Consider the following 14,116-nt stretch of genomic DNA (forward strand, 5'->3'; position numbering starts at 1 on the left):
TGCTCTGACTGGTCTATTTTTTATGACATCGATGACCTCGGCTGCGACACCCCCTACAAATACGCTGCGCATACTTGCGACCAGTGACGTGCATGGACACTTTACTGGATTCAATTATTTTGCCGACCGTTATGAGCAAAAAGGGCTGGCCTACACAGCCGAACTTATTAACGCAGCCCGGCAACAAGCTGATGCCAGTCTGTTAATTGAGAATGGCGATCTTATTCAAGGCTCGCCGTTTACCGACTGGATGGTTGCGCAAAGTGAACAGCACGCCAAACTTCCGCTCGCACCTCTATTAAATTACCTCGATTATGACGCCGTAAATTTAGGTAACCATGAATTTAATTACGGTCTCGACTATTTAGCCGCCGCTTATCATGGGCTTGATGCGCCTATACTCAGCGCCAACTTGATTGCCCAATCAGATTACGCCAAGCAGCAATTGAATCATCGCGCCTACACCATCATTGAAAAAGATATGCCCGTTGGTGACCGTAATGTCGCTTTGAAGATTGGTTTGGTCGGCGTGTTGCCACCGCAAGTCATGCAGTGGGATACCCATCATTTAGCTGAACATGTGCAGGTTGAGGCGATGCGTGGTGCGGCTGAACGAGAAATTCGGCAGGCACGCGCTGCAGGCGCTGATTTGGTGGTGTTAGTTGCCCATACCGGAATGCCCAAACATTCAGACATAACCAGCGACAGCGAACAGGCGGTATGGGAACTGGCGCAAATAGAGGGCGTTGACGCAATTATTTTTGGACATCAGCACGAATTATTTCCGGGCACGTCGGTTTATGATCAACTCACTAATGTGGATAGTCAAAAAGGCACTATATTTGGTGTTCCAGCGGTTCAACCAGGTGTTCATGGCGAGTATCTGGGTGTGATTGATCTCGCGTTAAGCTTTGATGAAAGCCACAAAACATGGCACGTTGAGTCGCATCAATCATCAGTCCTTCAAGTCGGCGCAACGCGCGATACGCGAGTTAACCAGATGTTAGCATCGGCGCACACAGCAACCTTGGCGTTTATGAAACAACCCATCGGCATCACGCAGGCCGCTTTGAGTCAGCAATATGCTCGCTTGCAGCCTACATTAGCTATGCAGCTGATTCATGATGCACAATTGTGGTACATCGAACGCTATGTCGAAGCTGCAAACCCAGCCTGGCAGAACATACCACGCTTCAGCGCGGCAGCTCCGTTTCATGCAGCCTTACATGCCAATGATAGTTACACCTTGATTGAACCAGGCGCAGTGACACTGGGTGACATTGGCGATCTCTACCGTTATCCCAATACGCTTGAAGTGGTGAAAATAAAGGGGGCTGCGCTAAAACAATGGTTAGAAGAATCAGCTAAAGCGTTAACAGTTGGGCAGCCAAACGATCGATGGAGTTGGGTAAATAAAGAGATTCCGTCTTATCAATTCGACACGTTTAAAGGGTTAAATTATGAGATTGATCCAAGCCAAAAAGTAGGGCAGCGGGTTTCAACAACTGATGATATTAACGATGAGCACGACTATGTGGTGATTACTAATAATTATCGTGCCAGTGGTGGCGGTGATTTTGCTAATCTTGATGGCTCGCAAATTATTTACCGCGCGCCCGATCAGCTACAACATATTTTGATTGAGTATTTAAAAAGCTTAGGAGAGAAGGGCTATAGCCCAGAACTGGAAGAAAATTGGAAATTGGTTGCGGGGGCAGGATTTGAACCTACGACCTTCGGGTTATGAGCCCGACGAGCTACCAGACTGCTCCACCCCGCGTCCGATGCTGCGCATGTTATAGATACCCCAACCTAAACGCAATAGCTAAATTCACCGTTCGCTTATTTAATAGTCGATTCCGGTTTAACCGCCCAATAAACAAGCAATTCGCGCAATACAGACGGTGCCGATTTCGCTATAATAGCCGCCATGATAACTAACCTTGATAATTCAATGACCACACCGTCTTCTTCAATGCGTTTATTTGCAACCTGCGCAAAGGGCCTTGAGCCACTCTTATTCGACGAGCTACATCAGTTAGGTGTTAGCGATGTTCGGCAAACTGCAGGAGGTTGCTGGTTTCAAAGTGATCTTGAAAATGCTTATCGTGTCTGCTTGTGGACGCGTTTAGCGAACCGCGTGTTGCTGACCCTTGGCGATACTTATTTTAAAAACGCTCAGGATATACCGGCAGCCGTTGCGGAAACGCCGTGGGAAGAGGTGTTTAGTTCTGACCAGACGTTCCTTATTGACTTTAGTGGACGCCACCATGAGATTCGTCACACGCAATTTGGCGCGCAACTGATTAAAGACGGCATTGTGGACCGATTTCGTGCGCAAGGCCTTGAACGGCCAAATGTATCAAAAGAACAACCTGATATACGCATTAATGCGCACATTCAAAAAGATAAACTCACGTGGTATCTCGATTTAGCAGGTGAAAGCCTGCACAAGCGGGGATACCGGCAGCAGCAAGGCGCGGCTCCGCTGCGTGAAACCTTAGCGGCGGCTGTTGTCATTCGTAGCGGTATGACGGCTGAAACTGAGGTTGTGTTTGATCCATTTTGTGGCTCAGGAACCCTGTTACTTGAAGCCGCAATGATTCGATTTGACCGTGCACCAGGGCTAACTCGAAGCCACTGGGGTTTTGAGCAATGGCGCGGGCACGATGTGACGGCTTGGCAGCAGGTTCTTAGCGAAGCGCAGCAGCGATACGAAGCGGCGTGCGCGCAGCATCAAGCGCGTTTTATCGGGTACGATAATGACCCCAAGATGCTCGCAATCGCTGAACAAAATGCCATACGGCTCGGTTTAAATGAGCGTTGTGAATGGCAAGTTGGCAATGCTGAGCAGGTAACGCCACCAAATATCGAAAACCTTACACCGCAATCAGCACCTTTATTGATTTGTAACCCGCCATACGGCGAACGTTTAGGCGAAGAGATTGAAACCTTGCTGATGTACCGTCGATTTGGGGCGCAGTTACGCAATCATTTCACCGGTTGGCAGGTTGGGGTATTAGCAGGTGACGACACCTTACTCAAACGTATGAAATTGCGCAGCCAACGCAAATACAAGCTCTTTAACGGTGCTTTAGAGACCACTTTAGCGCTTTATGATTTAACTATTGAGCAACCAGAGTTTACCCAAACGCAATCAAGTGATTTAGCCAATAGATTCAAGAAAAATTACCAGAAATTTGAAAAATGGGCGGCAAAAGAAGGGGTTAGTGCTTGGCGACTGTATGACGCCGACCTGCCGGAATACAATGCAGCAGTTGATGTATATGACGATTGCCTAGTGATTCAAGAATATGCAGCCCCGAAAGACATTCCTGAAGCCGTTGCAAAGGACAGGTTGTGGTTTTTAATCGATACGCTTGCCCAAGAACTACCTTTTGCCGCCGAAAATATGACGTTAAAAGTTCGCCAGCGTCAATCTGGCAAGCAACAATATGAAAAACAAGAGCCGCGTGGTTTGGTTCGCATCGTGCATGAGTATGATGCGCAGTTTGAAGTGAACTTAAGTGATTATTTGGATACTGGCTTATTTCTTGACCACCGTTGGACGCGTCGTGAGCTTGGCAAATTAAGTGCCGGTAAAAACGTTCTTAATTTGTTTGCATACACCTGTACCGCATCTGTTCACGCCGCTTTAGGTGGAGCGAAAGAGGTTGTTTCTGTTGATCTTTCACATACCTACCTTGCGTGGGGACAACGAAACTTCAACTTGAATAAACTCTACGGGCGCCAATTTGAGTTTGTGCAAGCAGATTGCCTGCAATGGCTTCGTGACCAACGTCCTCAGCAACGTTTTGATGTTATTTTTCTAGATCCCCCAACGTTTTCAAATTCAAAGCGTATGGATGATGTGCTGGACATTCAGCGTGATCACGTAATGTTGTTGAAATTGGCGGCACGGTTATTAACCGATGACGGTGTAATATTGTTTTCCAACAACAAACGCCGTTTTAAACTCGATGAAGAAAGGCTAAATGGGGAGTATTTGATCGCTGAAGATTTAACCCAGCGTTCTATATCACCAGATTTTGCCCGTAATAAGGGTATTCATCATCTGTTTAAGGTACGTCACAGTGACTGATTTCTATTTACTGAGTAAGCCTAAGTGCCCACTCTGTGATGAAGCGCTCAAGTTGTTGCATCAGGCTAAGCCTGATAACCCAATACGGTTGCATGTTGTTGATATTACAGAGCAACCTGAACTACAAGATGAATATGCATGGTTGGTTCCGGTTTTAGTTCGGGCCCGTGACGATGCAGAATTGCGTTGGCCTTTTAGCCAACCTATTGAGGAATTTTTAAATACATGAATTTAGTGCGACTTAACCAAGCGCAGCTCGCGTTTGGTAACGATCCTATCTTGGATCATGCAGATCTGGTCATTGAATCAGGTGAACGTGTTTGTATCGTGGGCCGTAATGGCGCCGGGAAATCGACACTACTGAAAATTATTGCCGGCGATGTATTGCTTGATGACGGTGTGGTTCAAGTGGTGGGTGATACCGTTGTGGCGCGCTTACCGCAAGACCCACCCGCGAACTCGTCGCAATCGGTATATGACTACGTTGCTGAAGGGCTAGCTGATGTTGGTCGCGTATTGCAGCAATACCACAGTGCGGTGTCGCGATTGAATGACCACCCCGATGACGATAAAGCGTTACAGACCTTAGCGCGTTTGCAAACTGCAATAGAGGCCGCAGATGGCTGGCAACTGCAGTCGCGCATTGAAAGTATATTAACCCAACTAGAGCTCCCTGAAGACGCCACGATGGACTCATTATCCGGCGGTTGGCTGCGTCGCGTTGCGTTGGCACGCGCCTTAGTTGTTAGCCCTGATCTGTTGCTTCTTGATGAGCCAACCAACCACCTTGATGTAGAAATGGTGACTTGGCTTGAAACAATGGTTAAAGAGTTTCGCGGCGCGGTATTATTTATTAGCCACGATCGCGCTTTTATTCGTAATTTGGCAACCCGCATTATTGATCTTGATCGCGGCAAACTAACGAGTTTCCCTGGCGATTACGAGAAATATTTAACTGCTAAACAAGAGCAAATTGAAATTGAAGCGTCACAAAACGCCGAGTTTGATAAGAAACTCGCCCAAGAAGAGGCGTGGATTCGTCAGGGGGTTAAAGCGCGCCGAACCCGTAATGAAGGTCGTGTTCGTGCATTGCAAGCATTACGCCGCGAACGTCAAGCTCGGCGTGAGCAACAAGGTTCAGCCAAGCTTGCCGTGCAAGAAGCCAATCGTTCCGGCAAACTGGTATTTGAAGGCGAGCACTTAGATTTGAGTTTTGCAGATAAGCCAATACTGAAAGATTTTAGTTTAACGCTGCAGCGCGGCGACAAAATTGCACTGGTTGGCCCTAATGGTTGCGGTAAGAGTACACTGATTCGTGTATTAATTGGGCAACAGAACGTTGACGCTGGCATGGTAAAGGTTGGTACGAATCTTCAAGTTGCTTATTTTGATCAACATCGTGCTCAGCTCGATCCGGAACTTTCGGTCGCTGAAAATATAGGTGATGGTAAGCAAGACGTTACTTATAATGGCCGTACACGGCATATTCTAAGTTATTTACAGGACTTTTTATTCAGTCCGAAACAAGCACGCACGCCAGTTAAAGCTTTGTCCGGTGGTGAACGCAACCGGGCATTACTGGCTAAATTATTTCTACAGCCAAGTAACTTCTTGATACTTGATGAACCAACCAACGACCTCGATATCGATACACTTGAGTTACTCGAACAGATTATTGCTGAGTATCAAGGCACGGTCATTCTGGTAAGTCACGATCGCGAATTTGTTGATAATACTGCCACCAGCGTCTTGTTATTTGAGGGGCAGGGAGTAGTGACCGAAATTGTTGGTGGCTTCACCGAAATAAACCATTATTTGCGAGAAAAACAGGGAACTAAACCTAGTTCAAGTCAGTCAGACAAGCCAGTTCAGAAAGAACGGGGTTCTGCTGAGCCGCGGAAAAAGTTATCCTACAAATTACAACGCGAATTAGATATGCTGCCTGAGCAAGTTGCGGCGCTAGAAAAAGAACAACAACAATTAGAGCAGCAATCAAGCGCACCGGATTTTTACAATCAGCCACATACAGTGACAGCGCCGGTACTTGAACGCTTAGGTGAATTAGAAAATGAACTTATGGCAGCCCTTGAACGCTGGGATGAGTTAGAAAATCTACAACAAGAGAGTAGTTAAGTCATATATGAAACAATTTAAGACCCGTTTGCTTGCGGCATCCGTTGCCGCGCTCGTTAGCACAGGTGCCGCTGCACAAAGTTACTCGCTACAAGTTATCGAATCACCTGAATCTGTTCGAAACGTATATGGTGTGGCCTTGAACGACCAAGGTATAGCGGCACTGCAAGCACGAATTCCTCGCAACGCTGAATTGGATTTCGAGTTCATTAGCTTGGCTTTACTGCAAGAACTGGGTATTCCTGCTGACTTTGATCCGGAAACCGATACGTTAAGTTACGCGCAATACGTTGCGTTAGTACAACGCCTTGAAGACCGTGTGAATGAATCGCCTTCGTCGCTGCGTATTGCTGTGAATTTCGCCGCCGATTACGACGGCCAAACCCTGTCATTGCCTGCATTTCTAAATAGCGAAGGCAATGGGGCGTCGAGCCAATTGAACTCCGCCGATCATCAGTTTTTAGGCTTGAACCAGAACAATATTCGAGTCGGTATAGCTACAGCGCCTTATGAGCGTTTTGAATACACGTACCAACCAGAGCCGGCAGAAGGACAGGACACACCTGATCCGGTCACGACAAGCTATGTGAAGCGTGATTTTACCAGCCGTGCCATGTGGTATGACGGAACAACCTATAAGTTATTAGAGCCTTCTGAGCAAACCATTCTTGGTGGCGAGTCAGGCTTGTTTGATATCAATGAAAACAATGTTGCGGCTGGTTTTACGAGTGTATCAATAACACCTCGAGCACAAACTCGTATTGATACATGCCTTGAGTTTGATTCAGACCCAAGCTCCGCGATTCCAAGCTATACCTGTGTTTGGAGCGCTTGGCACGCCTTCCAACGTGGCACAGCGACTAACTTAAGTTCATTCCGTGGTACCGAGCTTCGCACCAATGGTTCCATCTACAACATGCATGCAACGCTGTGGCAGCTTGATGCTCAAGGCGAGGTTATCAGTCAAACTCAATATGCACCACTGGTTGAGCAATTGGCAGACGACGAAAATGAGTGGTCAACGTATGCCTACGCAGTTAATAACAATGGTGTGGCAGTAGGCCAGAGCTGGACCTATTTTGGTGACGAGCCGCAAGTTGGTGGACGAATCAAAATGCCAGCCATATTTATCAATGGCGAAACGCGTCCTGTAATAACCGATGAAACCTATGTTTGGGGTACGGCCACAGATATCAATGATGATGATATAGCCGTAGGCTTCGTATTGCGAAACTTTGAAGGAACACGCCGTGCTTACCCGTTTAAGTATGATGTGAACAGCGATGCCTTTGAGCTGTTGCCAACGTTCTTTACGGGTTCATCAACTTATCCAAACGCCATCAATAACCAAGGCTTTGTGGTTGGCAGCGCGGAAATAGATTCGACTGCGAACACGACCCGCCGCCGCGTTGGTTTCGTTTATGACATGAACAATCCGGACCAAGGTTTGATAGATTTAAATGACGCCGTTGGCTGCAGCGCTGATTACTTTATCGTGTCAGCCGATGGTATCAACGAGCAAAATCAAATTTTGGTGACGGCAACGACTGACAAAGATTACACAAACTCGGAAGGGGAAACTCAATCTGAACAAGTGTCATTGAGCTTAATTCTAAATCCTGAATCAGGTGAAATCACCAACTGCACAGACGAGGGCAGCCAAATTCAACGCCAGGGTGGGGCTATGTCTCCTTTGGGCCTGTTTGCTATGTTGCTGATTGGTGGTCTTATTACAGTTCGTCGTAAATTTATGCGTTAATCAAACAAGTTAATCTAAGCAAACTTGTTTTAATAAACGGCGTGTTTTCATTGACTTAAAATGTCATTCGAAAATACGCCTTTTTTTTGATTTGAACTCCCTCCCAAAATTGCTATCTATTAATTAAGAGCATCAGCCAATGCAATAAATTGGCAGCCACGATGCTCTGAAAACAATTAAAATTTCGTAAAATCGGACGAGGAAGTGAATTATGAAACGACAAAAACGCGATCGCCTAGAACGTGCGCACGCACAGGGTTTCAAAGCCGGAGTATCTGGTCGTTCAAAGGAACTATGTCCTTATCAGAACCAAGAAGTACGATCACAGTGGTTAGGCGGTTGGCGAGATGCCATGGAAGCGCGAGGTGGCGGTTTATTCCGCTGATATAAATCCCGTCCACACGTTGAGTGGAAAACTAATCCTACCAATGAAAAAGCCCGCCAAAAATTAGCGGGCTTTTAACGTTTATTCCGACTGCTGTTATTTTAGAAAGTTGACGTGTCAGTAAATAAACCAACTTTCAAATCTTTTGCGGTATAGATAGTTCTACCGTCGACTTCAACGCGTCCGTCAGCTATTCCCATATATAATGAACGCTTTAAAACGCGTTTATAATCAATGAAATAACTTACTTTTTTAGCGGAAGGAAGAATTTGTCCAGTAAATTTAACTTCTCCAACACCAAGCGCGCGCCCGCGACCAGGGCCACCTAAACAGGCTAAGAAGAAACCTGTTAGTTGCCACATCGCATCGAGCCCAAGACAACCGGGCATAACCGGATCGCCAATAAAGTGACAGTCAAAAAACCATAAGTCGGGGTTAATATCCAGTTCGGCGTGAATATACCCTTTGCCGTAAGCTCCACCGTCTTCCGTAATCTCTAAGACACGGTCCATCATGAGCATATTAGGGGCAGGGAGCTGGCTATTACCAGGACCAAACATTTCGCCGCGTGAGCAAGCTAAGAGCTCTTCGCGAGTAAAACTATTTTGTTTCATAAGTACCTTGTTTTGCTGCGTCAATCATTTGGAAACGCTAATCATTGTGAGGTTTCTCGCGTAGATTAGCGAACACGTGTACGCTTAACAAGTCCGACAAGTATTATCGTGCAATAAATTTACGCCACCAAGGCAGCTCACGGTCTATGTGCTGCAACTCATTTAAGCGCTGTTCAATGCGCGCATATAGTTGTTTTTGCTCAGATTGAGTCAGTAACTCCAAGGCCTGGCCAACGTGTTCTATTGCGTACACATGAAACTCATTGGCTTGAACAGCTTTAATCACGTCATCACCAAGATTGAGCTGGCTCAAGTTAGCAGCAGGAATAATCACGCCTTGTTGCCCACTCAGGCCCCGGATACGACAGAGTTCGAAATAACCTTCAATTTTTTCATTAACGGCACCAATTGCTTGTACACGGCCAAATTGATCAACCGCACCGGTAATCGCCAAACCTTGTTGAATAGGGGCCTCAGCAAGCGCTGATAGCAAGCAACACAGTTCCGCTAGCGACGCGCTGTCGCCGTCAACTTCATGGTAGGACTGTTCAAATACAATCGTGGCTGACAACGCCATGGCTTCATTGCGAGCAAATACGTTGGCGATGTAGGCACTTAAAATCATTACACCTTTAGTATGGATACTGCCACTCAGTTCAGATTTACGATCAATATCAATAATGTCGCCATCACCATAATGCACCGTTGCTGTTATTCGCGTTGGTTCACCAAACTCATGACCGCCTGCGGTAATCACGGTTAAGCCATTAATCTGGCCGATAACTTCGCCTTCGGTGGCAATATAAACTTGCCCTTCAAGAATAGAGCGACGACTAAGTTCAGCAATGTAGCCATCGCGCTGATCACGCTGAGCAAGCGCTTGGCGAATATGCTCACCGCTTATCTCTGCGCTCTGCGCCTTGGTTGCCAGTGCGCAAGCTTCACGTAACAACTGCATAATTGCGATGGTGTCGAGTGACAACTCCGTTTGAAAATCGGTAATACGCGTTACAAATTTAAATAATGCGGAATACGCATCGGCAGCTAATGGCTGCACAGCCGCTTCGCGCACAACATAGCTTAAGTAATCGAAGTAGGGCGCCAGTGGCGCTTTTTGCAGCGAGTAATGTGATGAAAAGTCAGCTAAATAGGGAAATAAATTATCAAAATCACGATCGAGTTCCCGTAATTGAGCGTAAATTTCTCGCTCGCCAAGCAGTAGCACTTTTATGTGGACGGGAATCGCCTCGGGCTGATAATAGGCCGCGATGTTGGCGTCGCCAGGTTGCGCCCAATCAAATTCGCTAGTGCGTAGAATATACTTTAATTTACGCCACAAACCTGGTTGTATTAGGAGTTCTTCCGCGTCAATGGCTAGCACACCACCGTTGGCCTTAAGTACCGCACCAGCTTCAATGAGGTGAAGATCGGACGAAATAGTTCCTTCAACACTTTGCAACCGAATGCTACCAAACAGCGTCGATTCTGTGACACGATCACACAACATGAACGGTTCATTTTCATCGTGAGTGACAATAACCGTCGCCAGTTCAGAACCGGGTAAATCGTCAAAGGTTCTATCTTCAATTAACCCAATATACTTAGCAACGCGTTCACTGGTGTAGGTTTCCAAAATAAAGTCTTTCAACGGGCCGCGTACAGAAACATCCGCCTGTAAAAATTCCCAAAGTTTAATCAGAAAATCGTTGGCTTTTCCGCATGGTAGGTTTACGCAAAGCGGTTGATAGGCACTTTCTGGATTCGCTACATACACCCAGTCAAATTTACTGGCATGTAACCAGTGTTGTTCATTCTGAACTTCGTTCAGCACATCGAGTGTACGCATGCCGGCGGGCGTTACAATAAATCCATGTGCATAGCGGCCGGCTATGCTTAAAGCCTGCTGCAGAGCTGACAGCGCACGCTGCTGCCCAACTAACGCACTAGGCGTTGAAGTGGCTGGCCGTTGGTCGGCCCATTCGGTTATTTGTGGTTGTAGTGCTTCCGCAGCAATGCGCATTCTTTGTCTCCCTTTGAGTTACAGCCCATGATACCACTGTAAGTGGCGCTCGCCACGCATTCCCTTAATCCTGAATAACAAAACTGACTTGAATCGGGGTAACTGTATATCCCTCGCTTTCTAACAACGCGACAAGCCCGTTTGAACCGCCTAAATGACCAGCTCCGACTGCAATAAACGTGGATTGGGTTGCCAGCAATTTCGGAAGTTTCTCAAGCCATTGCTCATTTCGACGATCAAGCAGCCCATATTGATAGTCACCAAAGTCATCTTGATCTTGAATAAGTTGATAAACTTCGTCACCGTTACCGGCTAAATAGGCTTGCTCAAGCTGCTGTAACGATTGCTTACTTTGGGCTGGCTCGGTAGCCAACTCAAATAGTGAGGTGACTTGTAAATTAAGTGGAATGGCGTCAAAAAGCGAAATCTGGTCGGCCACAGACTCCAAACCAACAATAGTTTTTTGGGTTTGGTTTGCCTGAATTGTAAAAAATTCATCCAGCCTTAATGGCGCGGTTGCACACTCCAGATAGTTTTGTAGAAATAGGGCACTTAAAAACACTGGCCGTAACGCTGAAATCTGTTGAAACGGTACGTTTAACTCGTTCTCAACCAGCGCCTTGAATCGCAAAAAATCTGCATCATTCAATGTTTGCTGCAAATAATCTGCTGGTTGTTGCAATACATTTTGTCGCAGGGCGAGTTGTTGCTCTGGCTCCGCTAAATTCACTTCAACAACAAGTTGCTGGGAGCTTTCAAACGCACTAAGAACCGGCTTAGGCGTTTCTATTTCAACACCACAAACCATATGCATAGTACCGAAAAGATACGAAGTAGGTTGGTGGTCGGGATGAGAAACCTTAAAAAATATGTTCGCCTGAACCGGCGTCAGAACGGCAAAGTAAAGTAAAAAAGTAATAACAAATAAATAGCGCATAGCCGGATAACCCCAGTTGAATCATATACCTGAATGGCACAATAATGGCACAATATAGCATGACGGACTTAATACGACACGAATACGACAGATGCGACAAATTGTATGACTGTCCACTAAATGTCGTCACGGTTGTGCAGGATTATCGGTAACTTACACCTAACTTGTTATCGACACCTAGGAATAAGAAAATGAAAAAAGACGAACAAACTGTTGGCATGTTAGACATTCTACGTAATGGCTTTTGGTTTTATTTCACCCATAACAACCATGAAATAGCCGCACACGCCAGCGGGTTTAGCGGCCGTGAAACGCTATACGTGGATGACAGCAAGGTTTCGACGAAGCTTTCCTGGCGTTTCAAGAGCGGTCACGAATTTGAGCTTGACGGTCACCAATACCGTGTTGTGTTTGATGTTGTCAGTATTTGGAGAGGACAAATTGCCTGTCACTTGTATGTCGACGATAAACACGTTGAAACCAATGAACACGCCATGGCAATTAATAACACCAAATTAGGTTGGAAAACCTTCTTTATCATGTTTGCCGCGGGCTTAGTTTTTGGTGCGCTGAGCGCATACCTCGTAAAACTCTTCGTGTAGGGGCACACATGGACATTCAAGCTCGAAAGGTTCGAGAACTTAGAAGCCAACACGGGTGGACTCAACAACATCTAGCTGAAGCATGTGGTGTAAGTTTAAGAACCATTCAACGCATCGAAAAAGACGGCAACGCTGCTCCTGAAACTTTATCGGCACTTTGCGCCGTTTTCGAAATAACACGAGAAGAATTATTTGTTGTACCACGTAAAAATGATCAACAACTGCAACGTGCAGTATTAGGTACGCAGTGGCTTGTTTATATAGGGATTCTCATATGCGGTATGGCAATAGGCGCTGCTATCACGTTTCTGGCGAATCCATAACAGCGTACAGCGGTTAATTGCACAGACGAGAGGCCGCGGAAAACTCGACCGCGGCCTTTTTTTTACACCCACAATCAATTTCGCATAATGTATATTATGTTAAATAAACTATTATAAATGGTAACTAGAACAAGTGATGACTTACACCTTTGGCGGAAATAAGCGTGTTTTTTAAATTTTTGGCAGTTACGCTACGCAAACCCATGTAGATTTCACGTAGCGCACGATTTTATGAATTGGCTATTTTCTGCAGCTTATTGAATAATTTTTCATAATGTTTCATGGCTAATCTATTTAAACCTAACTGAGTAAGAACCGCTGTTGGTAGCACACCTAACCAATAGGTTTTTAACCAAACCAACTTTGCATCGGTTCGCTGTTCAATTTTTCGGACAATTGTGGGCGCTTGTTGATAATAGATTTCGATAACATGTCGGCCTGCTTCAGTTTCTTGTAAAACAGTATCTCTAAATTTTCTTAAATAACTTAATTCCCAGCAGTCATCGTTTAAGCCAATGTTATGAACCGCTGCCGTTGTAAAAAAGCAACCGTATTCAGGGTTACATTTCTCAGCAAGGTAATCGTCCAGTAACGCTTTGGTGCTGGAATTAATTCGCTCACTGAATTCCAGCCAACCGGAATCATCAACCGTGACATAAGCACTTGGTGAATCTGGATACAATGACATAATCACCTGAACTGGCTCATTCATGACCCAGAAATTGTTCATTGCAGTAATTGCATCACGTGGTAATTCATAATCGTACATAAAATTGCCGTTATGCTCGGCATCGGTTGTTACGTCGTAGTCGGTATTTTTAACGCGAAAACTTTGTACGTGTACCTGATGTTCTAAACGCTCGCCTTGGTCGTTTGTCGTGTAAAACCCCGGCAACCAAAGCTGGCCTATTTGTGGACTATACCCCCACTCGCCATTGGCATTTGAATCGTAATTGAATTTAAACTTAAGCGTTGAAGCATCGACAACCTGGGAGATAAATTCAGCTTCAGGGTCATCTGTTACGAGGGTTGTGCCATCTTTAAGTTGACGCGAAATCCATATACTCACATAAAAATAATCATAATCATCTTCGTATAAGGTCGCTTCTGAAATGAAAGCACCTTCTTTAATTGTGGTTTCGCATAAAGGCAGAGATTCTTGGGCGTAAGCCGCTGAGGATAAGCCACAGAGCGTTAAGGCTGCGGCTAATCGAGGGTAACGTCGTGAAAACATAGCAATC

Annotated in this window: 12 protein-coding genes and 1 tRNA gene; 8 read left to right on the forward strand and 5 right to left on the reverse strand. The window is 45.8% G+C overall.

Annotated features, from left to right (window positions below; all coding sequences use genetic code 11):
- The first annotated feature begins 31 nt into the window (after positions 1–31).
- The gene (locus ACN0UY_RS02500; protein ID WP_417665901.1) at positions 32–1,747 is read left to right on the forward strand and encodes a 5'-nucleotidase C-terminal domain-containing protein; all 1,716 of its coding nucleotides are present in this window, start codon (positions 32–34) and stop codon (positions 1,745–1,747) included.
- Here ACN0UY_RS02500 and ACN0UY_RS02505 read toward each other — a convergent pair.
- Positions 1,704–1,780 (reverse strand) — tRNA-Met (locus tag ACN0UY_RS02505). The genes ACN0UY_RS02500 and ACN0UY_RS02505 overlap by 44 nt on opposite strands.
- Positions 1,781–1,954: 174 nt before the next feature.
- Here ACN0UY_RS02505 and rlmKL point away from each other — a divergent pair.
- From rlmKL to rmf, 5 genes are all read left to right on the forward strand, one after another.
- Complete coding sequence (gene rlmKL, locus ACN0UY_RS02510) at positions 1,955–4,102, forward strand: bifunctional 23S rRNA (guanine(2069)-N(7))-methyltransferase RlmK/23S rRNA (guanine(2445)-N(2))-methyltransferase RlmL (protein WP_417665217.1); 2,148 nt, start codon at positions 1,955–1,957, stop codon at positions 4,100–4,102.
- Positions 4,095–4,331, forward strand: a complete 237-nt coding sequence (locus ACN0UY_RS02515; protein ID WP_417665218.1) for a glutaredoxin family protein — start codon at positions 4,095–4,097, stop codon at positions 4,329–4,331. Before rlmKL ends, ACN0UY_RS02515 begins: the two co-directional genes overlap by 8 nt.
- Complete coding sequence (locus tag ACN0UY_RS02520; protein WP_417665219.1) at positions 4,328–6,235, forward strand: ABC transporter ATP-binding protein; 1,908 nt, start codon at positions 4,328–4,330, stop codon at positions 6,233–6,235. The genes ACN0UY_RS02515 and ACN0UY_RS02520 overlap by 4 nt, the downstream gene beginning before the upstream one ends.
- A 7-nt stretch (positions 6,236–6,242) precedes the next feature.
- On the forward strand, positions 6,243–7,994 hold the full coding sequence (locus tag ACN0UY_RS02525) for a DUF3466 family protein (protein ID WP_417665220.1): 1,752 nt from the start codon (positions 6,243–6,245) through the stop codon (positions 7,992–7,994).
- Positions 7,995–8,205: 211 nt separating this feature from the next.
- On the forward strand, positions 8,206–8,379 hold the full coding sequence (gene rmf / locus ACN0UY_RS02530; protein ID WP_128351536.1) for a ribosome modulation factor: 174 nt from the start codon (positions 8,206–8,208) through the stop codon (positions 8,377–8,379).
- Between the two features lie 101 nt (positions 8,380–8,480).
- Here rmf and fabA read toward each other — a convergent pair whose 3' ends face one another.
- The 3 genes from fabA to ACN0UY_RS02545 form a co-directional block, all read right to left on the reverse strand.
- Positions 8,481–8,993: a 3-hydroxyacyl-[acyl-carrier-protein] dehydratase FabA gene (fabA, locus tag ACN0UY_RS02535; RefSeq protein WP_128351537.1), complete on the reverse strand. Its 513-nt coding sequence runs from the start codon at positions 8,991–8,993 to the stop codon at positions 8,481–8,483.
- A gap of 103 nt (positions 8,994–9,096) precedes the next feature.
- A complete protein-coding gene (locus ACN0UY_RS02540) occupies positions 9,097–11,013 on the reverse strand; it encodes an AAA family ATPase (protein WP_417665221.1) in 1,917 nt (638 codons plus the stop codon).
- A gap of 64 nt (positions 11,014–11,077) precedes the next feature.
- Positions 11,078–11,950: a TraB/GumN family protein gene (locus ACN0UY_RS02545; RefSeq protein WP_417665222.1), complete on the reverse strand. Its 873-nt coding sequence runs from the start codon at positions 11,948–11,950 to the stop codon at positions 11,078–11,080.
- A 191-nt stretch (positions 11,951–12,141) separates the two neighbouring features.
- Here ACN0UY_RS02545 and ACN0UY_RS02550 point away from each other — a divergent pair, with 191 nt between their 5' ends.
- Positions 12,142–12,552 (forward strand): hypothetical protein, encoded by a 411-nt coding sequence (locus ACN0UY_RS02550; RefSeq protein ID WP_417665223.1) that lies wholly within the window; start codon positions 12,142–12,144, stop codon positions 12,550–12,552.
- 8 nt (positions 12,553–12,560) lie between these two features.
- Positions 12,561–12,875 carry a helix-turn-helix transcriptional regulator gene (locus ACN0UY_RS02555; RefSeq protein WP_417665224.1) on the forward strand — a complete coding sequence of 105 codons (315 nt, stop codon included), beginning with the start codon at positions 12,561–12,563 and terminating at the stop codon, positions 12,873–12,875.
- Between the two features lie 229 nt (positions 12,876–13,104).
- Here the strand turns inward: ACN0UY_RS02555 and ACN0UY_RS02560 are convergent, their stop codons facing one another.
- Entirely contained in the window at positions 13,105–14,109 is a 1,005-nt protein-coding gene (locus ACN0UY_RS02560; RefSeq protein ID WP_417665225.1) for a CFI-box-CTERM domain-containing protein, read from the reverse strand.
- Positions 14,110–14,116: the final 7 nt, after the last annotated feature.

This window comes from Pseudidiomarina sp. (genome assembly GCF_048268165.1).
In the GTDB taxonomy this organism is placed as follows: domain Bacteria; phylum Pseudomonadota; class Gammaproteobacteria; order Enterobacterales; family Alteromonadaceae; genus Pseudidiomarina.